Below are 23,732 nucleotides of genomic sequence, written 5' to 3'. Positions count from 1 at the left end.
TTAAGATCGGGCTGAGACAGAGGAAGCAGCAGATAGGTTTTTTTCTCTTAGCTGCTGAATATCCTTTCGAATCAGAAGTGATATGATAAAAGCAATGAAAAATAAGCCAGAGAACACCATAAGGCTTTGTGTGTAATTACCTGTTATATCTCGGATGAAGGATGAAAATAGTGGTCCTGCTAATCCCGCAGCGGCCCAAGCAGTCAAAATATAACCATGTATGGCACCAAGCTGCTTTGTACCAAACAAATCCCCAATATAGGCTGGAATTGAAGCAAATCCTCCTCCATAGCACGTATAAATGATCGCCATGACGATTGAAAAGATGAACGGTTCTTTTAAATAGGGGAGTAAAGGAAAAGCAATGAGCTGGATACTGAAAAAAATCGTATACGTATTCGGTCTTCCTATATAATCTGAAAACGATGCCCAGCCAATGCGTCCTAAACCATTAAAAGCACCTAAAATGCCCACAAGAGTAGCTGCAGCACCTGCAGTGAACCCAACACTTTCTTGAGCAAGAGGTGACGCTACTGAAATAATAGCGATTCCGCATGTGATATTAATAAAAAGCATAAGCCACAAATAATAAAAACGTCTTGTTTTGATCGCTTCATTTGCTGTAAGCTGTGATAAATCTTGAGGGATTTTTCTTTTCTTTGTTTTGAATACATCAAATTGTTTGACGTCATCAGGTGTTGGTGGTGATAAATAAAGAGATGAGATCACCATGATGATAAAATAGGAGATTCCAAGAATATAAAAAGTATTTGCGATATTCACTTTTTCAATGAGATATTGAATAATTGGGCTGCAAATAAGAGAAGCAAACCCAAACCCCATAATGGCTAAGCCGGTTGCAAGACCTCTTCGATCCGGAAACCATTTGACTAGAGTTGATACAGGTGCAATATAGCCTACCCCTAAACCTATTCCAGCGAGTACACCATAAAATAAATAGAGGAGAGGCAGTGATGACATGTGGACAGCGAATCCTGACCCAGTCATTCCGATGCCGAAGAAAATAGCTGAGAAGAGCCCCGATGCCCTTGGACCATACCTTTCAACGAAATGTCCCATAAAAGCAGCAGATAAACCTAAAAATAAAATAGCAATACTGAAGGTGAGACTTATTTCTGTTAATGACCACTGAAAGGCTTCATGTAAAGGATTCGTAAAAACACTCCAAGCATAAACAGACCCAATAGATAAATGAATTCCTACAGCACTTGCTGCGATGAGCCAGCGATTTTTCGATTTGTTCATTTTGTTCCCCCCATATAAAGCAGTCAAGAAGTTTGATAAGATAGAAATATGTTACATTTTTATGACTTTTTAAAATAATATCACAATTTGATTGGATCATATAACTAAATTTGCATTGAAAGGAAGATCATACAATGAATCCTTCTGTTAAAAAGAAACGAGTTATACACCAATACAATGAAGGCCAGTTTACCTGCAAAACTGATGAAATTGTAGAAGAATATCCTTTAACTGTGATGGTAAATGGAGAAGAATTTGTGACCCTTGTTTGTTCACCAGAGCACTTGAAAGAATTGGTTATCGGCTTTTTGGCTTCAGAAGGGGTCATTCGATTTGAAAAAGAGATTAAAAGGTTTACAATAGATGAAAGTATGGGTTTTGCCTATGTTGATTTAGTTCACTCAAGTGGATTTGATTCATCAGATTTTACAAAACGAGTGATTGGTTCATGCTGCGGGAAAGGAAGACACTTTTATTTCCTTCAAGATGTGAAGACGGCAAAAACAGCCATTGATCGAATCAGTATTTCTGCTGAAACCTGTATGCATCTCATGAAGTGTTTGCAAGAAGAAAGCCAATTATTTCAACATACTGGCGGAGTGCATAATGCTGGACTGTGTGACACAGAGAAGCTATTCATCACTAGAACTGATATAGGAAGACATAATGCTTTAGATAAAATTTATGGATACTGTTTACTTCAGCGAATTCCACTTAGAGATAAAATCCTTGTTTTTAGCGGCCGGATATCGTCAGAAGTTCTATTGAAGGCAGCAAAACTAGGAGTGTCTATCGTCATTTCAAAATCAGCACCTACTGAGCTGGCGCTTAAAATGGCAGAAGAATTAAATATTACGACAGTTGGATTCGTCAGAGGAAAATCCTTTAACATTTACACGCATCCTCATCGTATTACAGAATAGGAGGCAAAGTATGGTCAGTATTTTAGATAAAAGACATCGACCATTGCGCGATTTAAGAATATCAGTAACTGATCGCTGTAACTTTAGATGTACGTACTGTATGCCTGCTGAAATTTTTGGACCGGATTATCCTTTCTTGAAAAAAGAAGAACTGCTTAGTTTCGAAGAAATTGAACGACTTGCTACCCTTTTTGTAAAGAACTTAGGTGTGGTAAAAATACGCATCACGGGCGGAGAACCGTTAATGCGGAAGGATCTGCCTGTCTTAATAGAAAAGCTCGCAAACATTCCAGGGATTGAAGACATTGCGATGACAACCAACGGAACACTTTTACCTTTATATGCTGATCAGTTGAAGAGAGCTGGTCTCAATAGAGTCACCATTAGTTTAGATTCATTAAATCCCGACCGTTTTAAGCAAATGAACGGAAGGCATATTTCTATCCAAAAAGTGTTTGATGGTATTGAGGCTGCAAAAAAGGCTGGACTTGCTATCAAGATTAATATGGTTGTTCAAAAAGGTGTGAATGATCAGGATGTCTTACCAATGGCAGCTTACTTCAAAAAAGAAGGACACGTTCTCAGATTTATTGAATTTATGGATGTCGGTAATACGAATAAATGGAATCTAGAACATGTCATGACAAAGAAAGAAATAATTGAATTAATTGATTCAACATATCCTATCAAACCAGAACCTCCTCAATATACAGGTGAAGTAGCCAAACGATTTTTTTACAAAGATGGTTCAGGAGAGATAGGTATTATTTCTTCCGTTTCAGATGCTTTTTGTGGAACATGTAACAGAGCAAGGTTGTCTGCAAGGGGGGAATTGTTTACATGTCTGTTTGCTTCATCGGGTTTTGATCTGAAACAGATGATTCGTACGACAAAAGATAATGAAGAATTAACGAACAGGTTAAAGGAATTATGGTCGAATAGACATGACCAATATTCAGCCGAGAGAGAGCAGAAAAAAGATCAGAAAAAGGTTGAGATGTCATACATCGGTGGTTAATGACAACAAAGTATCATGATCATGTATTTTTGAAAAGAAGAAAAAATGTCATAATCGTTGCTGAAAATCCTTTTTTGAAAACAGGCCATTTTATCTTATGAACTCAGTCATTATAAAAAACCAGCAGAATCTCTGCTGGTTTTTAAATTGCTATTTTGCACTTCAAAAAGATTGAGATAAGATTGGAAAATAGATTTTCTCTCATTGTGTGCGGCTTTACTTTTACGAGTGCTGTGATAAGATCAAATCATTCTTTACCAGCTCGACTTTTTCACTCCAGGGATATGACCCTTATAGGCAAGCTCACGAAAAGCAATTCTAGACATTTTGAATTTTCGTAAATAACCTCTGGGACGGCCCGTTAATTCACAGCGGTTTTTTAAGCGGGTAGGGGAAGAGTCTCTAGGTAATTTTCGTAAAGCTTCATAGTCACCTTTTTCTTTTAACTCTTTTCTTAATTCTGCATATTTCAATACAAGCTGCTGTCGTTTTTTTTCTTTAGCAATCTTAGATTTCTTTGCCAATTAAAACCCTCCTGGCCTAATTTTGTATTTTCCATTGAAAGGGGTCCTCAAATGTAGTCCAATCTTGATCAAATTCCTCAGGTGTAAGCAAGCATTGATCAAGAGTACGAATGATTTCTGCTTTAGGTAAATCTACACCGATAAACACAAGTTTTGTATGGCGATCACCAAACTCTGCGTCCCACTCATCTAGAAGCTCTGGTTCCTGATTTAATATCCGTGCTTTTTCTTGTTCAGGCAAAGCAGCAATCCAGTATGCAATTGGTTCAATCGCAACAGATTTCCCAGCTTGTGAAATTAAAATGGTTAAATCATGATGTGTGGCAAGCCAAGTAAAACCTTTCGCACGAACGATCTGCTCAGGCATTTGATCTAACCAAGCATTCAGTCTGCCAGTATGAAAAGGGAGTCTTCTTTCGTAAACAAAAGATGAAATTTGGTATTCCTCTGTTTCCGGTGTATGCTGAACATGTCCTGCGTTGATTTCTTTGATCCACCCAGCAGAAGCACTTGATTTTTCAAAGTCGAATAAACCAGTATTCAAAATGTCATCTGGCTGTACTATACCTTTTGAGGTTCTGATGATAGATGCTTCTGGTTGTAGTTTGTTCAGCACATGCTCAAGTCGATCTAATTCAGAGGGAGATACTAGATCACATTTATTGATAATAAGCACGTCACAAAATTCAATTTGATCAATGAGTAAATCGGAAATTTCTCGCTCGTCGTCATCGGAAACCGCTTCTTTACGATCTAATAAACTCTCTCCTGACTGGAAATCAGTCCAGAAACGATTTGCATCTACTACTGTGACCATCGTATCTAGACGGCAAAAGCGGGTCAAATCTATACCCATTTCTTCATCAATATAAGAAAACGTTTGAGCGACGGGAATTGGTTCACTAATTCCGGTTGATTCAATGACAATATAATCAATATTACCCGCCTTACAAAGGCGTTCTACTTCGATTAACAAGTCTTCTCTCAAAGTGCAGCAAATACAGCCGTTAGATAATTCAACGAGTTTCTCATCTGATCGAGAAAGCTCGCCGCCTTGTTTGACTAGTTCTGCATCAATATTAATTTCGCTCATGTCATTGACGATTACAGCCACTTTTAATCCTTTGCGATTTTGAAGAACATGATTTAATATCGTTGTTTTTCCTGCTCCTAAAAAGCCGCTTAATACTGTAACAGGTATACGCTTATTCATTTGTTTTTGTCCTTTTGAAAACGATCATTTTGTTTTCCGCCTCACTTAAAAAGTAATGATTACGATTTATAATATAAAAAATTTATTTTGTTTCTCTATGAAGGGTATATTTCTTTAATCGAGGAGAATATTTTTTTAACTCCAATCGGTCAGGATTCGTTCTTTTATTTTTTGTTGTGATGTAGTTTCTGTCACCTGTTTCAGTACAGGCCAACGTAATATTCACGCGCATAAGTAATAGGATCCTTCTTTAATTCGTAATAGTTACGATTTGTATTTTAAAATGATCAAGACTGAATGTCAAGCAGAGGAGAATGATCCAAGTCAAATGATAAAAACAAAAGGGGTATCGAATGACTATTGATACCCCTCTCCATTAATAAAAGTCACCGAGTTCTTGTTCGTAATCACCTTCATACTGCTGGACATCATAAGGAATTTCTTGAAGGAAGGCTAACCCGCCTAGTATAAGTATCAAAACGATAGCAATGAATGAAAGAATAACTGCGGCAATACTTGAAATGGCAAACAGTGTTTGCATTTTCATCATCTTAGCGTACTGTTCTAATAATTCTTCGTAAGAAGTATCTGGAGCCTGAATCAAGTGTTCAGCCGCTTTTACAGATTTTTGTACATGGATCCCCATCATAATGAGGAAGACGCCAAGGGCTGCAGGAAGAACAAGCCAAAAACCAATAAGAATAGCCAGACCGCCTGAAATATAGAGAAAGATACTACCAACCTTTCCCCACTTTACGATTGAATGAAGAGATTGAATGATTTTCTCAGTTTGTTGCAATGGTGTTCACTCCTTTATGTATTCACTCTTTATCATACTTGAGTAAGTAGTGCTTTAGGAAGAGTGAATGTTGATTGATTCAATTGTTTCTCTCTTCACTTCACTTTTTTTACAGCTGTTACATGCGTCATAAAAAGCGTCTCTTTTTCAGGGAGACGCTCGTTTTATAATTCTTTTCCTAGGATATCTAAATCGTATCTGCTGCCGTCCATTTCTGCGATGCGTGGCAGGTGGCCCCATGTCTCAAAGCCGTGCTTTTTAAATAGTCGAATGCTGGCTTCGTTGTGCCCGAAAATAAAGGCAAGTAACGTTCGAATGCCTAATGAGGGTGCTAAATCAATGGCTTCTTGCAAGAAAAGTGATCCTAAGCCTTTTCCTCGATAGTCTTGGTTTAAATAGATACTCATTTCAACGGTCCCGTTGTATGCAGGCCTTCCGTAAAACGTTTCAAAGCTCAGCCAGCCGTAGATATTTCCATCCTCATCTGTTTTCACATAGAGAGGTCTTTTCTCGGAATGATTCAAAAACCATTGCCGGCGGTCCTCGACAGAAACTGGTTCTGTATCAGCGGTCACTTCTCTTGAAGCAATGGTTGAATTGTAGATATCAACGATGGCTTTGAGGTCATCTTCTGTTGCTATGCGGTTGAAAGTTTTCACAATTAAGTCCCCCATCTTTTTTTTCATTTATCATACATATTATTGATGCGATTGCGCAAAATAAAAAGAAAAATGATTTCGTGTGTATATATTTTTTGAAAAGTGTTCAGAATGTTGCTGAGGTGATGAAAAATGAGAGAGGAAGAAAAGAAACGTACTTCCAAAATCACAAAAGTTCAGCAATTTTTCCGTAAGCGCTGGGTATTCCCTGCTATTTACTTGGTCAGCGCAGCGGTCGTGTTAACAGCCGTTCTTTGGTATCAAGCTGTATCAAAAGATGTGAAAGACCAACTATCTGATGGAAATCAAACAGGGCAAGAACAGCGCGATGATGCCGTTGAAGTTGGAAAGCCAATTGAAAATGTCGCAATGCCGGTCCAGAATTCTGATAATGTTTCTGTCGTGAAAAAGTTCTATGAAGCAGATGCTGACCAAAAAGAAAAAGAAGCAGCACTTGTAAACTATAATAACACCTATACCTTGAGCAAAGGTATTGATCTTGCAGATAAAGATGGCAAAGTGTTTGATGTCACAGCTGCTCTTAGTGGAACAGTGGTTCAAGCGAAAAAAGATCCAGTCCTCGGTCACGTTGTTGAAATTGAACATGAAGATGGATTATCGACTGTTTATCAATCGTTGTCACAAGTGAGTGTCAAAGAAGGCGATGAAGTCAAGCAGAATGATGTCATTGGTGCTTCTGGTAAAAATCTATATGGTGCTGAAAGCGGCAACCATGTACATTTTGAAATTCGTATGGAAGGTTTAGCGCTTAATCCGCTTAGCTTCATTGACAAGCCTGTTTCTACAATTGAAAAAGCAGCGCAAGAAGTGACGGAACAAGCAAAAGAACCTGCTCAGCCAAAGACTGAGGAAAAAACGAAGGAACCTGCTGCTGAAGATAAAGCCAAAGAGCCAGCTGGAGAAAAATCTGAAGAAAAGTCTGATGAGAAGGGGAAATCCTCTGATCAAGAAAAGTCTTCTGATTCCTCTAAAGACAGCAGTCAGTCAGAAGAAACAAAACAATCTTAATGTTTTACAAGGTCCTCTGTGTATATAAATATGCAGAGGTTTTTTCTGCTTAAAAAGATCCTCCGCCACTCGGCGGAGGATACACTATAGGGCGGCAGGTCCTTCTTCACCTGTCCGAATGTTGATTGTATTCGCTATTTCATATATAAAAATTTTCCCATCCCCTGGTTCGCCTGTCCGAAGTACCTTTTGAGCTGTTTCAACGACCTGTTCGACAGGTACTTTGCTTAGGACGATTTCGATCTTTAATCGTTCGTACACGTTGCTTTCTTTTTTGACGCCGCGGTATAGCTCTGTATGTCCCTTTTGTAAGCCGCAGCCGTGTACATTTGAAAAGGTAATCGAGGTGACACCAATCTTTCCAAGCTCCACCTTTAATGTTTCAAAATTAGCTGGACGTGTGACAATCTCCACTTTATACATTTTGCTCATAGAGACACCCCTTTTTCTTTAATCTTGATAAGCTTTTTCACCGTGCATGGTTAAATCAAGACCCACTGATTCTTCTTCTTCGGTTGCACGAATTTTGAAGAAGACATTGACCACTTTGATGATCACGTATGTCACAACGGCAACAAAAGCGTACGTGGCAACAATCGCGACCACTTGCTTCCAAAGTAAGCTGGGATCTCCGTAAAATAAGCCATTGGCTCCGCCGTCATTGACAGAAGTTGTGGCGAAAAGTCCTGTTGCAATTCCTCCCCAAGTACCGCCAATTCCGTGAAGGCCGAATGCGTCCAGTGCGTCATCATAGCCAAATTTGGCTTTGAGTGAAAAGACCCCCCAGAAACAGACGATCCCGCCAATGATTCCTATTATAATAGAAGCAAACGGTGTAACAAAGCCTGCGGCAGGTGTAATGGCGACAAGACCTGCGATGGCTCCAGAGATCGCGCCGAGCATGGTCGGTTTTTTGTTGATCATCCACTCTACTAACAGCCAGCCGATGATTCCTGCAGCAGCAGCTGTATTGGTGTTAATAAAGGCATACATGGCCACGCTGTCTAATGTAAGAGCACTACCCACGTTAAAACCAAACCATCCAAACCAGATGACAGCTCCACCAAGAAGGGTGTAGATTAAGTTATGCGGAGAAGAGCTTGCTGCTTCTTTACGCTTCCCGAGCACAATTGCCACGACAAGACCTGCAACACCGGATGAGATGTGAACCACGTTTCCGCCTGCGAAGTCTAGCGCACCCATCTCGCCAATCCAACCGCCGCCCCATACCCAGTGTGCGACTGGAGCGTATACAAATGTGACCCAAAGGAGTGTAAATACAACGACTGCTGAGTAGCGAATCCGTTCAGCAAAGGCCCCTGAGATGATGGCTGTTGTTAAGACGGCAAAGGTCATTTGAAACATCATGAACAATGAATGTGGAATGGTCTCACTATAGGAACCAGGCTCAAAGCCTACGCCTTTCAGGCCCACCCAGTCTAATCCTCCAATCCATGCATTGCCTGGTGCAAAAGCTAAGGAATAACCGAATACGATCCATACGATTGAAACGATTGCTAGTGACGTTAAGCTGTGCATGGTTGTGCTTAACACGTTTTTACTTCTCACGAGTCCTCCGTAGAATAAAGCTAAACCCGGTGTCATTAACCACACGAGTAGTGCGCAGAAGAACATAAATACTGTATCACCCATTTGCATGCTGCATTCCCCCGAATCATTCAGAATTATTGTTTTCTTAATTCTTCATTATAGAGAGAAAAGTCATATATAACATATACGTGTAAGTTTATCTGACATGGTTTTTGGTTAAGTTCAATATAAATGGATGAAAAGTTCGTAAAAAATGAGCAAAAACGTAAGTTAAGCACTAAAAATGAAGGGCGTTTGACCTATAAAATGGAGCTGAGAAACAGTTTTGTACGTTCCTCCCTAGGAGAATCAAACAAGTCCGAAGGGACGCCTTCTTCGACGATGCGGCCTTCGTGCATGTAGACGACACGATCGGCAACTTCTTTCGCAAAGCCCATTTCGTGTGTGACAATGACCATGGTCATGCCTTCTTTTGCGAGGCTTTTCATCGTTTGCAGCACCTCGCCTACAAGTTCTGGGTCAAGGGCAGACGTAGGTTCGTCAAATAACATGACATCAGGCTTCATGGCGAGAGATCTGGCTATGGCTACACGCTGTTTTTGGCCGCCTGATAGTTTAGAAGGATATACGTTGGCTTTATCCGCAAGTCCGACTTTTTCTAGCAAGGTGCTGGCTTCAGCGATGGCTTGCGCTTTCTTTGTTTTTTTCACCATAACAGGCGCTTCGATGATATTTTCAAGCACAGTTTTGTGCGGGAAAAGATTAAAATGCTGAAACACCATTCCTATTTTTTGTCTCATTTCGTTTAATTGATCGCGTTTTGGATCAACAGGACTGCCATCAATGATAATATCTCCATCATTTTTTATTTCTAAAAAGTTCATACAGCGGAGCAAGGTGCTTTTTCCAGAACCGCTTGCACCAATTAAGACGACCACATCATTTTCATATACGGTGAGATCGATATCTTTTAAAACATGAAGCTCTCCAAAGTATTTATTGAGTTTTTCAACACGTATGATTTCCTTTGATTCTGTCATGCTTCTCCTCCTATTGGTCACTAACTGATAGTTTCTTCTCAAAGGTTTGGACAGCGAATGTTAACAGCAGGACAAGAACTAAGTAATAGACGGCTACAACAAGTAAATACGTCATATTATCAAAACTGTTGGAGCCTTGCGTGGTGGCGACGTTAAATAGTTCATTGACACTGATAAAGGCGGCGAGTGATGAATCTTTTAAGCCGATAATGAACTGGTTGCCAAGAGGGGGAAGAGCACGCCGCATCGCTTGAGGGAGAATGATACGCCTCATTGTTAAAAAACGACCCATACCAAGAGAGCGTCCTGCCTCTTTTTGCCCCTGATCGATGGATTGGATAGCGCCTCTAAATATTTCGGCTATATAGGCGCCATTATGAAAGGCGAGCGCAATGGAAGCAGCCCAGAAGTCGGGTATATTCAATTCTGTGAGGCCGAAATATAGGATGAAAATCTGAACAATAAGTGGTGTTCCGCGTACAAGAAAGATATAAGCATTGGCGATATAACCGAAAACGGCTATGCGGGATATTTTCAATAAAGCAAAGAAAAGCCCGATGAACATACCGATGAAGATGCTGATCACCGTCAGCTGTAAGGTGATCAGCATTCCTTCTAAGAAAATACCTCTTGAATCAATGAGTGTCTGAAAAAAGTGTGATAGGGTAGGCAAAACAATCATCTCCATTTGAAGAAAGTGCGCCTATAAAAAGGGCGCACAATCGTGGTTTTAATCTTGTTTGACCGTGATGTCTTCATCAAAGTACTTTTCGCTAATTTGTTTTAATGTTCCGTCTTTTTTTAGTGCGTCAATCGCATCGTTGATCTCTTTTATGAGCTGTTCATTTTCTTTTGAAACAGCAATTGCCTGCTCACTTTGTCCGAGTCTTTCCTGCGCTGTGATTTTTAATTTTTTCTTCATCGCTTCTGCACCTGTGGCGAAATCTGTCACGACTGCATCGTGTTTTCCGTTGGCCAGTGCTTCTAAGGCGACGACATCACTATCATAATATTTTGGTTCTTGCCCGCTATGTTCCTTGGCAATATCAGCGTAGGACGACCCTTTGGATACAGCAATTTCTTTGTCTTTTAAGTCATCCGCATGTTGAATGTCTGATCCGGGTCTTGTGAAAATTTGCGGACCAGAATAGTAATAGGGTTTAGAAAAAAGGACGTGTTTTTTTCGTTCCTCATTGATGGTATGACTTGCAACTGCCGCATCAAATTTACCTGCTTTCACGCCTTCGACGATGCCTGCGAATTTATATTTTTTCTGTATAGGTTCGAGACCTAGTTTGTCACTAATCGCATTGCCTACGTCGATATCAAAGCCGGACATCTGATTTCCATCCATGTAACTAAACGGATGAAATTCACCTGATGCTGCAAAAATAAATTTTCCATCCTCCAAAATTGGCGACCCTTTCGCTGTAGAATTACGTTTATCTCCGTTCCCATTTGTTTCATTTGAACCACACGAAGACAGAAGTAATACTGCAACCGAGAAAAGGGCTGGGACCCAAAACCGTCTTTTTTTAATAATAAGCTTCTCCTCCTTTTCAGCCGTTCTCCATATAAGGAGAAAGTAGGCTTTTCAATATGTGTAGCATCTTACCATTTGTTCCTCATATTCTCAATTTTATATGTGTTATTCCAACAATCGTCCTTTTTAGAATGTATGTCTTGCTTTTCTAAGAGAGAACTTGAATTGATTAGGGTAAAAAAGGGAAATGAATCTCATAATAACGAAAGGATTGCAAAAGGAGGTCAGTGTATGAACAAGTGGAGAGACAACCGAAAAGTTTTTTTAACCGCTATTGCCTTTGGAACGATGTTGAATCCACTGAATTCATCAATGATTTCTTTGGCCTTGCATCAAATTCAGCATGAATTCGGTTTGTCGTTTACGACCGTATCTTGGCTTATTTCTTCTTTTTATTTAGCCAGTGCAGTGACGCAGCCGGTGAGCGGCCGGATTGGGGATCATGTCATGAGCCGGAGAACCTTATTTTTATTCGGTCTGGTTCTTGTCGCAGTCTCAGCCATCTGCGCGCCGTTTGCTCCGACGTTTGCGGTGCTGATTGTGATCCGTCTGTTACAGGCAATTGGAAGCAGTGCCATTTATCCTTCTGGTGTCGGACTCATTCGGGATCATATTCAAGAAAGACAGGCTTCGGCTTTAGCGGTATTATCTATTTTTGCTTCAGCGATGACGGCGCTTGGACCGACGCTTGGCGGATTTCTAATGACCATTGGCGGCTGGCCGGCTATCTTTTTAGTGAATCTGCCTTTTATTTTGATCAGTTTCTTTCTTGGCCTATTTTTGTTTCCGAAGGAGCAGAAGAAGAAAAAGCTCCGCATAGGCGAAACTGTGCGAACACTCGATTTGCCAGGGATGCTTCTTTTTACCGTCTGCATTGTTCTCCTGCTTTCATTTTTATTATCACTGGGTGATGGCATTCAATATGTTCAAGGTATTCTTTGTCTCCTGAGTGCAGGCGCTTTTATCTGGTGGGAGTATCAGGTGGATGAACCGTTTATTCAAATACGGATGTTCAGGGAGGAGCAGCGGCTGTCACTTGTGTATGTGCAATTTATCATTTTAAATATCTTTTTCTATTGTCTCTTTTTTGGTTTGCCGAGTTATTTTCAGGATGAGTTAGGCTGGCGTGTGGAGATGACGGGTCTTTTTATGCTGTGTATGTCAGGGGTGAGTATTATTGTGTCACCGCTGACTGGAAAGTGGGTGGATCGCGGGGATGAACGCCATCCAGTTTTAGCGAGTGCTGTATTGATGCTGGCTGGAGCGTCTGCCATGACTTTCTTTTTTATTCCTGCGCCATTATGGGGGAAAGGATTGGTTCTAGCTCTGCTTGGGCTCAGTTATGGGATTGGGAATGTTGCGCTCCAAGCTGCGATGCTCAAGGCAAGTCCTCAGCACATGATTGGCACGTCCTCTGGACTTTTTCAAACATGCCGCTACCTTGGTTCTATTCTGTCGTCTGCTGTGCTTGGTATGCTGTTTGGGGATGAAATTGCTGGTGCTCACTTTGCGCAATTAGGCTGGACATTGATCATCATTTCTCTTATTGGCATTGGTGTCAGTCTTTATTTTTCGCGTATGGTTAGAGGGGGAAAGCCAATAAAAAAAGCGGCGCGATAAGTGGAAGAAGAATCTTCATCACGTTATCGCAAGTCCGCTTAAGAGTTGGACAGGTCTGAGCCCTGATCCTTTGTCTTCCTTCTGAAAATTTTCCCTACAATTGTCTCGTAAAATGTCACGATACGATCAATAGGAGAGTCAAAGAACTTCCATAATTTATTCATGATAAAGACAACCACAATCGATACGACCAAGCTGCCTAAAACATCAAATGGATAATGATGACCGACCCAGATGCGGGAGAATCCTGTAAGTAATCCAAAGACGAGCAAGATGTTGCCAAGCCTTTTATTACGGGATCGAATGGCTAATGAAAGAGCCAATGCACCTGTTGTATGGTCACTTGGGAAGGAAGCATCTGCTGAGTGCGGGATGAGTGTGTCGACTTTATGCGCCACAAACGGCCGCTCTTCATAATGAAACAATGTAATGGCAAAGTTGACGATAAGTGCTGCAATGCCTGTTACACCGGAAAAGAAGACATGCTTCTTAAATTTGTGATTCCCTAAAAACCAGCAAATCAATAAGACAAGGGCGTACACAAGAATGGCCTTTTTCGTAATAAAGATCATGGCCTGATCTAAAAACTCAGAATGGTGAGCCATCCCGTGTATGACTTTAAACAATTCGTAATTCAAAACATCACCTATACTTTCGCTTAATGCTAACTATTTTTCAACAAAGCCTGTATGCTCTATTTGGAATATCCTATATTTTAGCATGTTTCCGGCGAAGTTTAAAATAGTACCCTTTTACTCTGAAAGGGAGACCTTTTGTGCTTTTGCTTCCTGAGGTTTTCGTTCGCTCCAATAAAAAACGCCCATACTCAGTAAGACCACAATACCCGCAATGAGGTACACATTTGAAAAGTCTGTGAAACTGACAAGGAGTCCAAAGACAAATGAGCCGGCAGCAATACCTGTATCATACAGGGTGAAGAAAGTAGCCGTCGCATATCCCGTACGATGAGCTGGTGAGTGCTGAATCGCAAGTGTTTGTAAACATGGCACGAGCGAACCGTAGCCAAGTCCAATCACAGCGCCTGATAGAAGAAGCATTGTAGCTGAATGTGTCGCTGTCAGCATCCATAAACCAATGGCAAAAAGGGCAATCGAAGGATAGATCACAACGTGAGCTCCAACCCGGTCAAAAAGTCTGCCTGTAAATGGACGTGATCCAAGCATTGCAGCCGCAAATACAATAAAGAAATAACTGCTTGCACCCATCAAATGAAGTGAATTGGCATAAACTGAAATAAATGAAATAATCGGCGAATAACAGAAGGAAATAATAATGCCGACGGCCGCTGTTTTTAATGCGCCTTTTTCAAACAGGTGAGAAAACGTGAATCGGAAGATAATGCTTCCGCCGTTTTCAGGCTCTGGCTGTCTAATCAGCATCGTAAAAGCGGCTCCGATGGTCACGATAATGGAAAAGAGAAGAAATAATGAATGAAATCCTATTTTTCCTACTTGATTCAGTGCGATAAACGGACCGATGACAACAGCGAGGTTCATAGACATCACAAAGTATCCGAGTCCTTCCCCGCGTTTATGTTTCGGGATCATATCAGCCGCAATGGCACTGGCAACTGTCGTCAAAATACTAAAAAAGATCCCTTGTACGAAACGCAGCATAAGAAGCGTTTGGAATTGATCAATCGGGATGTATAAATAAGTGAGTAAGGCAAAGGCCGTAGAAGAGAAAATCGCCATCCGTTTTTTGCCGAATTTCTCAATAATGGCGCCAGAAAACGGTCTTGTCACAATAGCAGATAATAAGAAGACCGTCACAAGGAGACCGCCCTGTGATTCTGTTCCATTTAGTTCATCCATTGTGTAAATGGGCAGTAATGTCAAAAGGGCATAAAAAGAGGTGAACGTAAATAAATTCACCAGGACAATCATGATAAAGTCTTTTGTCCATATGCGTTCGTTCATGATGTATGTCACTTCCTATTCAGTTGATAATTTGTGTAAAAGTGTATGGAGGAGTTTTTTTTCTTCGTAGGTAAAATCTGAAAGACATTCTTCTTCAAATTGTTCCATCGTGCGTTTGATTTCTTCAAATCGGGCTTTTGCATCATCTGTCATCACGATCAGATTCTCACGTTTGTCTTTGCCTTGTACACGTTTCACCCAGCCATTTGCTTCTAAACGGGTGACGGTTCTGGTGATGGTCGGTGCTTCGACGTTCAAATATGTCCAGATGTCTTTTTGGGTTTTCGGGCCGAATGTATCCAAACAAAAAAGCACAGTCCACTGGGACATGTACAAGTCATAAGCAGCAAGCGCTTCGTTCGCCTTTTTAGACAGCAGCCGTGCGCCTTGATGTATTTGATGTAAACACTCTCTATTTAACGTATCCATATGCTCACCTTTTTTAAATATTTAGCTAGGTAAATAAATTCACCTTTTCTATTTTACGTGCTGAACTCTTTCTTGTAAAGTGAAAATTTTCGCGCCCCGAAATGATTTTTTGTTTTGCCTTTTCTGATAAATCCCTTGTCCCATCTTCATTTTTAGCATATTCCCTATTCAATGCTAATACACTGTTACAAACCTGACAAAGAGAGTGTTTGAGGTGAGGGATCGTGTTTGGCATTTACTACCTAATGGATGAGAAATTACGACGAACAAGCGCCGCTGAAAATGGATAATCTTCATACGGATCTCATTTCACACTTCTCACATCCATTTTAGGGAGGTCGAGTGGTGTGCACGATTACATCAAAGAGCGAACAATCAAGATAGGAAAGTATATCGTGGAGACAAAGAAAACCGTTCGTGTTATTGCGAAAGAATTTGGAGTCTCTAAAAGTACTGTACACAAGGATCTAACAGAAAGACTGCCAGAAATTAATCCAGATCTGGCTAATGAAGTAAAGGAGATACTGGATTATCATAAATCAATCCGCCACTTGCGAGGAGGAGAAGCCACCAAGTTAAAGTATAAAAAAGAAGAAATTTTAGAAGGCGAACCTGTGAAACAGTAAGCTTAGTTCTTTGTTCATAAACATGATATATATATCTTCCTCATATCGGTAGTTTCTAACCACAAATTTTGTAAAGACTTTTGTAAAGAAATATCTTTTTTTCTGCAAATTATGATAGAATATATAATTAGGGCAGAATGTGGTATTTGCTATGGAAACAGATTTTCAAGGAGGATATATATAGATGTTTGCTAGGGATATTGGAATTGATCTTGGTACTGCCAATGTACTGATTCATGTCAAAGGAAAAGGAATTGTGTTAAATGAACCATCTGTGGTAGCTCTTGACAAAAACAGCGGAAAAGTTTTGGCTGTTGGAGAAGAGGCTAGACGTATGGTTGGACGTACGCCTGGGAATATTGTTGCGATTCGTCCATTAAAAGACGGCGTAATCGCTGATTTTGAAGTAACTGAAGCGATGCTCAAGCATTTTATTAACAAATTAAATGTGAAAGGGCTGTTCTCTAAGCCGCGTATGCTCATCTGCTGCCCGACAAATATTACATCTGTTGAGCAGAAGGCGATCAAAGAAGCTGCTGAAAAAAGCGGTGGTAAGCATGTATTTCTTGAAGAAGAGCCAAAAGTAGCAGCGATTGGTGCTGGTATGGATATTTTTCAGCCAAGTGGAAACATGGTCGTAGATATTGGAGGCGGAACGACAGATATCGCTGTCATCTCAATGGGTGACATTGTAACCGCCTCTTCTATTAAAATGGCTGGAGACAAATTTGATCTGGAAATTCTAAACTACATTAAAAAAGAGTACAAGCTGTTGATCGGTGAGCGCACGGCTGAGGATATCAAGATCCAAGTTGCAACGGTATTCCCAGACGCACGTCACGAAGAGATTTCGATTCGTGGACGAGACATGGTGACAGGATTACCAAGAACGATTACCGTCACAAGCAAAGAAGTAGAAGAAGCATTGCGTGAATCTGTATCTGCGATTGTTCAGGCTGCGAAACAAGTTCTTGAAAGAACACCGCCTGAATTATCAGCTGATATTATCGATCGCGGCGTCATCATTACAGGTGGCGGAGCTCTTCTAAACGGGCTTGATCAATTGCTTGCAGAAGAGCTGAAAGTACCAGTTTTCGTTGCTGAAAATCCAATGGACTGTGTAGCAGTTGGTACTGGCGTGATGCTTGATAATATGGACAAGCTGCCAAAGCGTAAACTCAGCTAATGATTTCCCTCATTCTTTTTAGAAAGAATGGGGGATTTTTATTAAAGAACCCTGCTAATCAGCCGATATATTTCATAGAAGATTGTGTTTAGGTCATGTGAAAGAATTTGAATGAGGTGAGCACGTGTTAAAAGGACTATACACCGCAACATCTGCCATGATCGCTCAAGAGCGGCGGACAGAAATGCTTTCAAATAATATCGCAAATGCGAATACCCCAGGCTATAAAGCGGATGAAGGGGCAATGCGTGCATTTCCAGAAATGCTGCTGAGCCGAATGGAATCAGGACGTTTCCAAACATCCTCAGGCAAAGGCTTTAGCGTTCCACTGCAATCGCCGATTGGTGGAATCAATACTGGGACATATATGCAGGAATTAATCCCTCAATTTACACAGGGAACTTTAAAAACAACAGATCAAACAACAGATGTAGCACTAGTTGAAAATAATGTGCCGATCAATCCGGAGACCAATCAGAAATCAGCGCTATTTTATGCGGTCAACACACCAGAAGGCGTTCGTTATACGAAAAGCAGCTCCATTACATTGAACGCACAAAAACAATTGACGATTAATGGCCGCGCTCTTCTTTCCGTGACGGGCCAGCCGATTACGGTTCAGAGTGAGAATTTCAAAGTGAATGCAGATGGTACTGTGTCTGAAAATGGGCAAAATCTTGGTCAAATCGATGTACGTGTTGCGATGGATACAAGAAACCTAGCGCGTGAAGGAAATGATTTATACCGTACAGCTGATAACCAGCCCCTGCCAAGTGCAGTCAATAACGGTCAAATGTCCTATACGTTAAGCCAAGGCGTATCGGAGCTTTCGAACGTGGATGTGACGAAATCATATACAGATATGACAACGGCTTACCGAGCATTTGAAACAAATCAAAAAGTGGTTCAGGCGTATGATAAAAGCTTAGAAAAAGCAGTGAATGAAATTGGCAGAGTGTACTAATCAAGAAATGAAAAAGAAAGGAGGATTCTCATGCTTAGAACGATGATAAACGCAGCTGTATCGATGAATGAAGTGCAAAAGCAGCTTGACATCATCAGCAACAACATCGCGAACAGTGAAACAACAGGGTACCGCGCGAAAAACACCCGTTTCTCAGAGCTGATCAGACAGCAGTTTAATCAGGTAGATGAAAAAAATGAGCAGGTGGCAAACAGTCGTCTGACACCTGCTGGGTTAAGGCTTGGCACGGGGACAATGGTTAATGCCTCCATTAACTCGCTGCAAGGCTCTATTAAAGAAACAGGACGTGATCTTGATGTTGCCTTCGGAGCGCCGTCGCAGTATTTGCAGGTCAACGCCGGCGGTAATATCCGTTATACAAGAGATGGTTCACTTTACTTGCAGCCGGGCAATAATCGTAATCAAGTGCAGCTTGTCACGAGCGAAGGCTATCCGATTCTTGATGAAAACGGAAATGCAATCGTCTTAAATGCAAATTTCCGTGATATTTCAATCGATAAAAATGGGCGGCTTACGGCGATTTCAAGAGACAATCAACCCAATCAGCAAGTGAATCTGGGCGTTGTACAAGTCAATAATTCGTCAGCACTTGTCTCTGAAGGAGATAATTTGTTCTCAGTCGATGGAACCTATCAAGGTGCATTAACAGCACTAAATGGAGCAAACCGAGAGGCGATTCAGCTTCAGCAAGGTGCACTGGAAACATCAAATGTGGACATGTCGAAAGAATTAACAGACCTCATGACAACACAGCGTTCCTATCAGATGAATTCAAGAACAATTACGATGGGCGATCAAATGCTGGGATTAATTAATACAATTCGATAATCAGCAGGCTGGTATCAGCCTCTCATGATAAAAAAGGCGGCTCGCTCAAAGTCGCCCTTTTTTTTATAAAAATCTGAGACATCAGCAAGAAGATCCTCAAGATCAATCCAGGCTTCTTTTCGTTCAAGACATGTGACGAGCGTGGCGATCTGCTCATCTGCCTTTGGCGTTTGGCTGTAGAGAAGAGATAAGATTTGAAACTTCATTCTTAATATATCAAACTGGGAAGCAACAGCTTCTTTCAGACCTTTTTGAATATACTTCATCCCTTCATCGGTTAAATTTTCTTTAAAACAGGAACGCACAGTTTCGTATAGGCACGATACATAGGAGTGTGCTGACTTTCGGTATGCTGGAAGACGAAGCGCTTTTTTGAAGTATTCCAGCGCTTCCTTATGACGGTTTTGTCTTGACTGAATAAAGCCAGCATCATAATAAACGATACCGAGCAGCTCTTGATCATCAATCTTTTTCACGTAATCAATAATTTCAATGAAAATATCTTCCGCTTCCTTATATTTTTTTTGGTCGCTATAGTTGAGAGCGAGCACAATTTTACACCGATAGATGCTATGGATATCACCGTGCTTTGCAAAAATATCCATGGCTTTTTGAACATGACGAATCGATAACAACGAGTAACGGTTGTTATAATAAACACCGCTTGTACGGAAATGGAACTCTGCTTCCTCCAGCTCATCGTTAAGTAATGGCAGTCGTTCCTCAGCCTTTTCGAGATAATGAATCGCATCATTTTGATCACTTTTTAAAGATTCATATAATCCGAGAAAGAAATAAAAATAATATTGCAGTTCTTCGTTCATTTCATCTTTGTGGGGCAGCAGTTCATGTTTGAGTTTTTCTAAGTCCTCTGTCTGATTCATCCAGAGCTGGTGACGGAAAAGCATCAACTGATAATGGAAATAGAGTTCTTGTTTTTTTGATAATTTCCGTTTATATTTTAGCAGTGTTTTTTTGATTTCTTCAGCCTTCGAAAAATGTCGATGCTTTAGCATTGTATACCAGGAATGGAGAAGTTTTTTTACGGATTTATCGCTCATAAAATTCATTTTTACCCTCTTATTCAATCAATGATGTAATATATATTACCATATTTGTGAAAAAACATTGAGTGTAGTGTGGATTATATTTGATGACAATTGGTAATGATAGATTCTATTTTTTACCATATGTATAAGGCGAATATTGAAAAATGCCAGCATTCATAATATACTTCTATAGGAATCAAATGAAGATCAGCGATATAGAAAAGAAGGAGAGATCAAGATATGCTTGATGCTCAGCAAATTCAAGACATTATTCCACACCGTTATCCATTCTTATTGGTCGACCGTATTTTAGAGGTTGAGGGAGAAAAAAGAGCGGTTGGAATTAAAAATGTTACAGTGAATGAAGAATTTTTTAATGGCCATTTCCCTGGTTACCCAGTCATGCCTGGTGTGCTTATAGTAGAAGCACTCGCACAGGTTTTTGGTGTGATTATGTTAGGCAAGGAAGAAAACAAAGGAAAAATCGGTTTGTTTGCAGGGATTGACGGATGCCGCTTCAAAAGACAGGTCAAGCCTGGAGACCAGCTTCGTTTAGAGGTTGAAGTGACGCGCCTCCGCGGGCCGGTTGCAAAAGGAAAAGCAGTAGCGACGGTAGATGGCGAGGTTGCATGTGAAGCAGAACTGACATTTTCTATTGGTCCTAAAGTATCATGATTTTTCTGGCGGTTCATCAAGCATGAATCGCTTTTTTATTTAGAAACGTTCAGTTAGAACGGATAAGGACTTGCAATTTTGACAAAAAAACGTCATATTAGACAAAAAAAGATGAAGGTGATAAAGGATGCTGAAAGAATTTAGAGAGTTTGCCGTCAAGGGCAATGTCATTGACTTGGCTGTAGGTGTCATCATTGGGGGAGCATTTGGCAAAATTGTCACTTCTCTTGTGAATGATTTAATCATGCCGCTTGTCGGTATTATTATTGGAGGGCATGATTTTAGCGGTTTATCCATTAAAATCGGAGCCGCTCAAATTTTATATGGGAACTTTATTCAAACAGTGGTTGATTTCTTAATTATCTCGTTTTCCATTTTTATCTTTATTCGTTATTTGAATAAGTTAAAACGTAAAAAGGTTGAGGAAAAAGAGGTTGTGGAAACGCCGGATCAAACGGAAGTTTTGCTAACTGAAATTAGAGATTTATTGAAAAATCAAAGCCAGTCTAAAGATGTGCAATAGAAAAAGAGCGGCTGATCCCGCTCTTTTTTATGTGTTTTGTTTAAAAGCATCCAGTAGTTTTTCTCCTGACAGCCCCTCTTTGACGAGGTCTTTTAATACTTCTTCAGTTTCTGTTCTGTAACGATTTGTAATCATTTTACCATCGAGTAACACAGAAATGTTTTCTTCTAAGGCAACGATGTTTTTGACTTGGACAGATAGATGAACAGGGCGGTTGTTTTCTTTAGTGATCGTTACAAGAATCTTCACTTCTGTGTGCTGCTGAAAGAGTACCTCAAACACCTGTCTATGTTTCTTTGGAATGAGTGCCTCGATCATCCAGTGATTTTCACCGTCTTCTTTATTAATGATTAAACCGTCACGAAGGGGAATGCTGGACATTTTATCTTGCTGTGGATCAAGTTCAATTTTTAAATCAATCAGCCTAAAGGTTTTCATATTTATCACCTCACAAGCGTTCATTATTCGTAAGTATTATTATAGCATACAACATCTGTATAAATGAAACCGCTGCCTGCTTAGAACTAGCTGCACATGAGTGAAAGGAGATGTTTTATGGAGTCCTATCAATTGAGAAACATTCATATTGGCGACGACAAGGCAAAGAGTGATATACGTGTTTATTCGTGGGGAGATATTCTTTCATTTTGTGATGTGTATATGGAAGAAGGAGAGTCACTCACGTTTCAATATGTCACCGAGGATCAAATGGACTGTTTTGAGTTTCAGTTGTCGGTTCATGATGGCCGGCTTTGTTTTTATTGGTTTGCGTGGGATGGATCTGATTATATTCACATGCCTTCTAGTAATTGGATTCATTCAGATATTTTTTATCAATTTATGAAAAATAAGTATTTTATCAAACAAAACAAGATGATGTTTTATACGCAAGCGGTAAAAAACAGAAATTAATGAGGATATAGAGAATTTGAAGGCCTATTTTGCTATTTTCCTGTTTTGTCACATACGGCCTTTCTCCGTAGACTAGGGGTAGCTGAAAGGAAAGGAGGCAAGTCCCGAATCAAAAGGTAATGTCTATCATCTGACAGCCCCCCTCTAGCTAAAGCTGATAGATGCTGCCTTGTTCATATGAACACTGCGTAATATAGAACCAATGCTTCTTTGTATAGGTCATGTGTCCCCTTGTGAATCCCCTTTGTGTGTATCCGGTCATATTTGCGTGGCCGGATACCCTTTTATTCACTGTTTAACCGATCAGCTCTTGCAAATAGTGGATACTCATTTCATAATGATGATGGATTTTGTTAACGGTATGTCGGTTGAAAATAAAGACAAAAAGGAGAGAACGATGACAAACATTCAATTAATCGCAACGGATTTAGATGGAACTTTATTGAACAGTGAACACAAAGTGAGTAAGGAAAACGAGCAGGCATTAAAGGAAGCAGCTGCGAATGGAATTGAGGTTGTCGTGTCAACAGGGAGAGCGTATTTTGATGTGAGGTCTATTTTTGACCAGCTTGGTATGAATACATGGGTGATTAGTGCCAATGGAGCTGTGATTCATGATCCAACTGGACAAGTGTACCATTCAGCTGCTTTACAAGAAGAAAAGGCTAAACACATATTGTCATGGCTTGAAGAACGTGATTATTATTATGAAGTCTTTACAAACGAAGCCATTTTCACACCAAATCGTGGCAGAGAGCTTCTTGCGATTGAAATGGACCGTTTAAAAAGTGCAAATCCAGAAACGGATCAAAATGTCTTAAAACAAGCGGCAGAAGTTCAATACAGCCAGTCGGGTTTTTCTTATATTGATACATATAAAGAATTGTTTCGTGAGGATCGAAAGCTTTCATTTTACAATATCTTAGGTTTTTCTTTCTTTCAGGACAGATTGAAAGCTGGATGGGAGATGTTTGGTGATGATTCAGATGTAACATTGGTCAGTTCGGCTGATCATAACTTTGAAATTGGTTCAAAGGACGCGTCTAAAGGGCAGGCATTAACAAGGCTGGCAGAAAGACTAGGTATTCCTTTAAGTAGGGCAGCGGCTGTAGGGGACAGCTTAAATGATGAATCGATGCTTCGAGCTGCTGGTGTTGGGGTTGCAATGGGGAATGCGAGACAGGATATAAAAGAAATCGCTGATCACGTGACGTTATCAAATGATGAACATGGTGTCGCGCATATGATCCGTCACCTTTTGAAATAGATGAATCAGATGTCGTGGTATAAATCACATAGGATGAAGCGCATTCTACAAAAGAGGAATTCAGAACCACTTCTATTTACACATGATGTGGAACATCATATAATTTAATTATGAATATAACCCGCTT

Annotated in this window: 28 protein-coding genes; 12 read left to right on the top strand and 16 right to left on the bottom strand. The window is 40.4% G+C overall.

Annotation, left to right across the window (positions count from 1 at the left end):
• Window positions 1-1,266, bottom strand: a complete 1,266-nt coding sequence (locus NSQ34_RS16695) for an OFA family MFS transporter (protein WP_046312982.1) — start codon at window positions 1,264-1,266, stop codon at window positions 1-3.
• A gap of 134 nt (window positions 1,267-1,400) precedes the next feature.
• Here NSQ34_RS16695 and fdhD point away from each other — a divergent pair, with 134 nt between their 5' ends.
• Together fdhD and moaA are read left to right on the top strand one after the other, a co-directional pair.
• Complete coding sequence (gene fdhD, locus NSQ34_RS16690) at window positions 1,401-2,189, top strand: formate dehydrogenase accessory sulfurtransferase FdhD (protein ID WP_034281213.1); 789 nt, start codon at window positions 1,401-1,403, stop codon at window positions 2,187-2,189.
• 10 nt (window positions 2,190-2,199) lie between these two features.
• The gene (gene moaA / locus NSQ34_RS16685; RefSeq protein ID WP_029707486.1) at window positions 2,200-3,207 is read left to right on the top strand and encodes a GTP 3',8-cyclase MoaA; all 1,008 of its coding nucleotides are present in this window, start codon (window positions 2,200-2,202) and stop codon (window positions 3,205-3,207) included.
• Window positions 3,208-3,461: 254 nt separating this feature from the next.
• Here the strand turns inward: moaA and rpsN are convergent, their stop codons facing one another.
• The 5 genes from rpsN to NSQ34_RS16660 all read right to left on the bottom strand — a co-directional run bounded on the left by rpsN (window position 3,462) and on the right by NSQ34_RS16660 (window position 6,417).
• On the bottom strand, window positions 3,462-3,731 hold the full coding sequence (rpsN, locus tag NSQ34_RS16680; RefSeq protein WP_025093900.1) for a 30S ribosomal protein S14: 270 nt from the start codon (window positions 3,729-3,731) through the stop codon (window positions 3,462-3,464).
• Window positions 3,732-3,747: 16 nt separating this feature from the next.
• Window positions 3,748-4,944 carry a GTP-binding protein gene (locus NSQ34_RS16675; RefSeq protein ID WP_065214874.1) on the bottom strand — a complete coding sequence of 399 codons (1,197 nt, stop codon included), beginning with the start codon at window positions 4,942-4,944 and terminating at the stop codon, window positions 3,748-3,750.
• A gap of 82 nt (window positions 4,945-5,026) precedes the next feature.
• Window positions 5,027-5,176, bottom strand: coding sequence for a 50S ribosomal protein L33 (gene rpmG / locus NSQ34_RS16670; RefSeq protein WP_024423713.1), 150 nt, complete (start codon window positions 5,174-5,176; stop codon window positions 5,027-5,029).
• Window positions 5,177-5,320: 144 nt separating this feature from the next.
• Window positions 5,321-5,743, bottom strand: a complete 423-nt coding sequence (locus NSQ34_RS16665) for a DUF5362 family protein (protein WP_024426331.1) — start codon at window positions 5,741-5,743, stop codon at window positions 5,321-5,323.
• Window positions 5,744-5,907: 164 nt separating this feature from the next.
• The gene (locus NSQ34_RS16660) at window positions 5,908-6,417 is read right to left on the bottom strand and encodes a GNAT family N-acetyltransferase (RefSeq protein ID WP_029706351.1); all 510 of its coding nucleotides are present in this window, start codon (window positions 6,415-6,417) and stop codon (window positions 5,908-5,910) included.
• Window positions 6,418-6,534: 117 nt separating this feature from the next.
• Between NSQ34_RS16660 and NSQ34_RS16655 the strand changes: the two genes are divergently transcribed.
• The gene (locus tag NSQ34_RS16655) at window positions 6,535-7,431 is read left to right on the top strand and encodes a peptidoglycan DD-metalloendopeptidase family protein (protein ID WP_034281210.1); all 897 of its coding nucleotides are present in this window, start codon (window positions 6,535-6,537) and stop codon (window positions 7,429-7,431) included.
• A gap of 84 nt (window positions 7,432-7,515) precedes the next feature.
• On the opposite strand, the gene NSQ34_RS16650 is transcribed toward NSQ34_RS16655, so the two are convergent.
• The 5 genes from NSQ34_RS16650 to NSQ34_RS16630 all read right to left on the bottom strand — a co-directional run bounded on the left by NSQ34_RS16650 (window position 7,516) and on the right by NSQ34_RS16630 (window position 11,598).
• Window positions 7,516-7,863: a P-II family nitrogen regulator gene (locus tag NSQ34_RS16650; protein ID WP_034281209.1), complete on the bottom strand. Its 348-nt coding sequence runs from the start codon at window positions 7,861-7,863 to the stop codon at window positions 7,516-7,518.
• Between the two features lie 18 nt (window positions 7,864-7,881).
• Window positions 7,882-9,090 (bottom strand): ammonium transporter, encoded by a 1,209-nt coding sequence (locus NSQ34_RS16645; protein WP_034281208.1) that lies wholly within the window; start codon window positions 9,088-9,090, stop codon window positions 7,882-7,884.
• A gap of 191 nt (window positions 9,091-9,281) precedes the next feature.
• Complete coding sequence (locus tag NSQ34_RS16640; protein WP_041115526.1) at window positions 9,282-10,022, bottom strand: amino acid ABC transporter ATP-binding protein; 741 nt, start codon at window positions 10,020-10,022, stop codon at window positions 9,282-9,284.
• A 10-nt stretch (window positions 10,023-10,032) separates the two neighbouring features.
• A complete protein-coding gene (locus NSQ34_RS16635) occupies window positions 10,033-10,710 on the bottom strand; it encodes an amino acid ABC transporter permease (RefSeq protein ID WP_098677173.1) in 678 nt (225 codons plus the stop codon).
• Between the two features lie 42 nt (window positions 10,711-10,752).
• Window positions 10,753-11,598: a transporter substrate-binding domain-containing protein gene (locus NSQ34_RS16630; protein WP_254001749.1), complete on the bottom strand. Its 846-nt coding sequence runs from the start codon at window positions 11,596-11,598 to the stop codon at window positions 10,753-10,755.
• A gap of 198 nt (window positions 11,599-11,796) precedes the next feature.
• Here NSQ34_RS16630 and NSQ34_RS16625 point away from each other — a divergent pair, with 198 nt between their 5' ends.
• Complete coding sequence (locus NSQ34_RS16625) at window positions 11,797-13,185, top strand: MFS transporter (protein WP_176967150.1); 1,389 nt, start codon at window positions 11,797-11,799, stop codon at window positions 13,183-13,185.
• Between the two features lie 38 nt (window positions 13,186-13,223).
• Here NSQ34_RS16625 and NSQ34_RS16620 read toward each other — a convergent pair whose 3' ends face one another.
• The 3 genes from NSQ34_RS16620 to NSQ34_RS16610 form a co-directional block, all read right to left on the bottom strand.
• Window positions 13,224-13,823: an undecaprenyl-diphosphatase gene (locus NSQ34_RS16620; RefSeq protein WP_041115529.1), complete on the bottom strand. Its 600-nt coding sequence runs from the start codon at window positions 13,821-13,823 to the stop codon at window positions 13,224-13,226.
• Between the two features lie 114 nt (window positions 13,824-13,937).
• Window positions 13,938-15,125 carry an MFS transporter gene (locus tag NSQ34_RS16615; protein WP_254001466.1) on the bottom strand — a complete coding sequence of 396 codons (1,188 nt, stop codon included), beginning with the start codon at window positions 15,123-15,125 and terminating at the stop codon, window positions 13,938-13,940.
• 15 nt (window positions 15,126-15,140) lie between these two features.
• The gene (locus NSQ34_RS16610) at window positions 15,141-15,554 is read right to left on the bottom strand and encodes a MarR family transcriptional regulator (protein ID WP_065214869.1); all 414 of its coding nucleotides are present in this window, start codon (window positions 15,552-15,554) and stop codon (window positions 15,141-15,143) included.
• 347 nt (window positions 15,555-15,901) lie between these two features.
• Between NSQ34_RS16610 and spoIIID the strand changes: the two genes are divergently transcribed.
• The 4 genes from spoIIID (at window position 15,902) to NSQ34_RS16590 (ending at window position 19,179) form a co-directional block, all read left to right on the top strand.
• Window positions 15,902-16,180 carry a sporulation transcriptional regulator SpoIIID gene (gene spoIIID, locus NSQ34_RS16605; RefSeq protein ID WP_008343327.1) on the top strand — a complete coding sequence of 93 codons (279 nt, stop codon included), beginning with the start codon at window positions 15,902-15,904 and terminating at the stop codon, window positions 16,178-16,180.
• Window positions 16,181-16,364: 184 nt separating this feature from the next.
• A complete protein-coding gene (gene mbl / locus NSQ34_RS16600; RefSeq protein ID WP_007497573.1) occupies window positions 16,365-17,366 on the top strand; it encodes a cell shape-determining protein Mbl in 1,002 nt (333 codons plus the stop codon).
• A gap of 124 nt (window positions 17,367-17,490) precedes the next feature.
• The gene (locus NSQ34_RS16595) at window positions 17,491-18,330 is read left to right on the top strand and encodes a flagellar hook-basal body protein (protein WP_024426320.1); all 840 of its coding nucleotides are present in this window, start codon (window positions 17,491-17,493) and stop codon (window positions 18,328-18,330) included.
• Between the two features lie 30 nt (window positions 18,331-18,360).
• A complete protein-coding gene (locus NSQ34_RS16590) occupies window positions 18,361-19,179 on the top strand; it encodes a flagellar hook-basal body protein (protein ID WP_034281197.1) in 819 nt (272 codons plus the stop codon).
• A gap of 14 nt (window positions 19,180-19,193) precedes the next feature.
• Here the strand turns inward: NSQ34_RS16590 and NSQ34_RS16585 are convergent, their stop codons facing one another.
• Complete coding sequence (locus NSQ34_RS16585; protein ID WP_034281195.1) at window positions 19,194-20,249, bottom strand: tetratricopeptide repeat protein; 1,056 nt, start codon at window positions 20,247-20,249, stop codon at window positions 19,194-19,196.
• Between the two features lie 219 nt (window positions 20,250-20,468).
• Between NSQ34_RS16585 and fabZ the strand changes: the two genes are divergently transcribed.
• Both fabZ and mscL read left to right on the top strand, forming a co-directional pair.
• Window positions 20,469-20,903 carry a 3-hydroxyacyl-ACP dehydratase FabZ gene (gene fabZ / locus NSQ34_RS16580; RefSeq protein WP_012011512.1) on the top strand — a complete coding sequence of 145 codons (435 nt, stop codon included), beginning with the start codon at window positions 20,469-20,471 and terminating at the stop codon, window positions 20,901-20,903.
• 127 nt (window positions 20,904-21,030) lie between these two features.
• Entirely contained in the window at window positions 21,031-21,426 is a 396-nt protein-coding gene (gene mscL / locus NSQ34_RS16575; protein ID WP_111926852.1) for a large conductance mechanosensitive channel protein MscL, read from the top strand.
• A 27-nt stretch (window positions 21,427-21,453) separates the two neighbouring features.
• Here mscL and NSQ34_RS16570 read toward each other — a convergent pair whose 3' ends face one another.
• Window positions 21,454-21,864 carry a YwpF-like family protein gene (locus NSQ34_RS16570; protein ID WP_024423692.1) on the bottom strand — a complete coding sequence of 137 codons (411 nt, stop codon included), beginning with the start codon at window positions 21,862-21,864 and terminating at the stop codon, window positions 21,454-21,456.
• 117 nt (window positions 21,865-21,981) lie between these two features.
• Here NSQ34_RS16570 and NSQ34_RS16565 point away from each other — a divergent pair, with 117 nt between their 5' ends.
• A complete protein-coding gene (locus NSQ34_RS16565) occupies window positions 21,982-22,338 on the top strand; it encodes a hypothetical protein (RefSeq protein WP_034281192.1) in 357 nt (118 codons plus the stop codon).
• A gap of 406 nt (window positions 22,339-22,744) precedes the next feature.
• Window positions 22,745-23,605, top strand: a complete 861-nt coding sequence (locus NSQ34_RS16560; protein WP_220092503.1) for a Cof-type HAD-IIB family hydrolase — start codon at window positions 22,745-22,747, stop codon at window positions 23,603-23,605.
• The last annotated feature ends 127 nt before the right edge of the window (window positions 23,606-23,732 follow it).

Origin of the sequence: Bacillus sp. FSL P2-0069 (assembly GCF_038593315.1) — a bacterium.
Taxonomy (GTDB): domain Bacteria; phylum Bacillota; class Bacilli; order Bacillales; family Bacillaceae; genus Bacillus; species Bacillus safensis.
This window is presented reverse-complemented; position numbering and strand designations above follow the sequence as displayed.

Bases quoted from the DNA above. Each gene is read 5' to 3' on its own strand.
- NSQ34_RS16695 (WP_046312982.1), bottom strand. From the start codon at position 1,266: ATGAACAAATCGAAAAATCGCTGGCTCATCGCAGCAAGTGCTGTAGGA.
- fdhD (WP_034281213.1), top strand. From the start codon at position 1,401: ATGAATCCTTCTGTTAAAAAGAAACGAGTTATACACCAATACAATGAA.
- moaA (WP_029707486.1), top strand. From the start codon at position 2,200: ATGGTCAGTATTTTAGATAAAAGACATCGACCATTGCGCGATTTAAGA.
- NSQ34_RS16675 (WP_065214874.1), bottom strand. From the start codon at position 4,944: ATGAATAAGCGTATACCTGTTACAGTATTAAGCGGCTTTTTAGGAGCA.
- rpmG (WP_024423713.1), bottom strand. From the start codon at position 5,176: ATGCGCGTGAATATTACGTTGGCCTGTACTGAAACAGGTGACAGAAAC.
- NSQ34_RS16660 (WP_029706351.1), bottom strand. From the start codon at position 6,417: ATGGGGGACTTAATTGTGAAAACTTTCAACCGCATAGCAACAGAAGAT.
- NSQ34_RS16655 (WP_034281210.1), top strand. From the start codon at position 6,535: ATGAGAGAGGAAGAAAAGAAACGTACTTCCAAAATCACAAAAGTTCAG.
- NSQ34_RS16650 (WP_034281209.1), bottom strand. From the start codon at position 7,863: ATGAGCAAAATGTATAAAGTGGAGATTGTCACACGTCCAGCTAATTTT.
- NSQ34_RS16645 (WP_034281208.1), bottom strand. From the start codon at position 9,090: ATGCAAATGGGTGATACAGTATTTATGTTCTTCTGCGCACTACTCGTG.
- NSQ34_RS16640 (WP_041115526.1), bottom strand. From the start codon at position 10,022: ATGACAGAATCAAAGGAAATCATACGTGTTGAAAAACTCAATAAATAC.
- NSQ34_RS16635 (WP_098677173.1), bottom strand. From the start codon at position 10,710: ATGGAGATGATTGTTTTGCCTACCCTATCACACTTTTTTCAGACACTC.
- NSQ34_RS16625 (WP_176967150.1), top strand. From the start codon at position 11,797: ATGAACAAGTGGAGAGACAACCGAAAAGTTTTTTTAACCGCTATTGCC.
- NSQ34_RS16615 (WP_254001466.1), bottom strand. From the start codon at position 15,125: ATGAACGAACGCATATGGACAAAAGACTTTATCATGATTGTCCTGGTG.
- NSQ34_RS16610 (WP_065214869.1), bottom strand. From the start codon at position 15,554: ATGGATACGTTAAATAGAGAGTGTTTACATCAAATACATCAAGGCGCA.
- mbl (WP_007497573.1), top strand. From the start codon at position 16,365: ATGTTTGCTAGGGATATTGGAATTGATCTTGGTACTGCCAATGTACTG.
- NSQ34_RS16590 (WP_034281197.1), top strand. From the start codon at position 18,361: ATGCTTAGAACGATGATAAACGCAGCTGTATCGATGAATGAAGTGCAA.
- NSQ34_RS16585 (WP_034281195.1), bottom strand. From the start codon at position 20,249: ATGAATTTTATGAGCGATAAATCCGTAAAAAAACTTCTCCATTCCTGG.
- fabZ (WP_012011512.1), top strand. From the start codon at position 20,469: ATGCTTGATGCTCAGCAAATTCAAGACATTATTCCACACCGTTATCCA.
- mscL (WP_111926852.1), top strand. From the start codon at position 21,031: ATGCTGAAAGAATTTAGAGAGTTTGCCGTCAAGGGCAATGTCATTGAC.
- NSQ34_RS16570 (WP_024423692.1), bottom strand. From the start codon at position 21,864: ATGAAAACCTTTAGGCTGATTGATTTAAAAATTGAACTTGATCCACAG.
- NSQ34_RS16565 (WP_034281192.1), top strand. From the start codon at position 21,982: ATGGAGTCCTATCAATTGAGAAACATTCATATTGGCGACGACAAGGCA.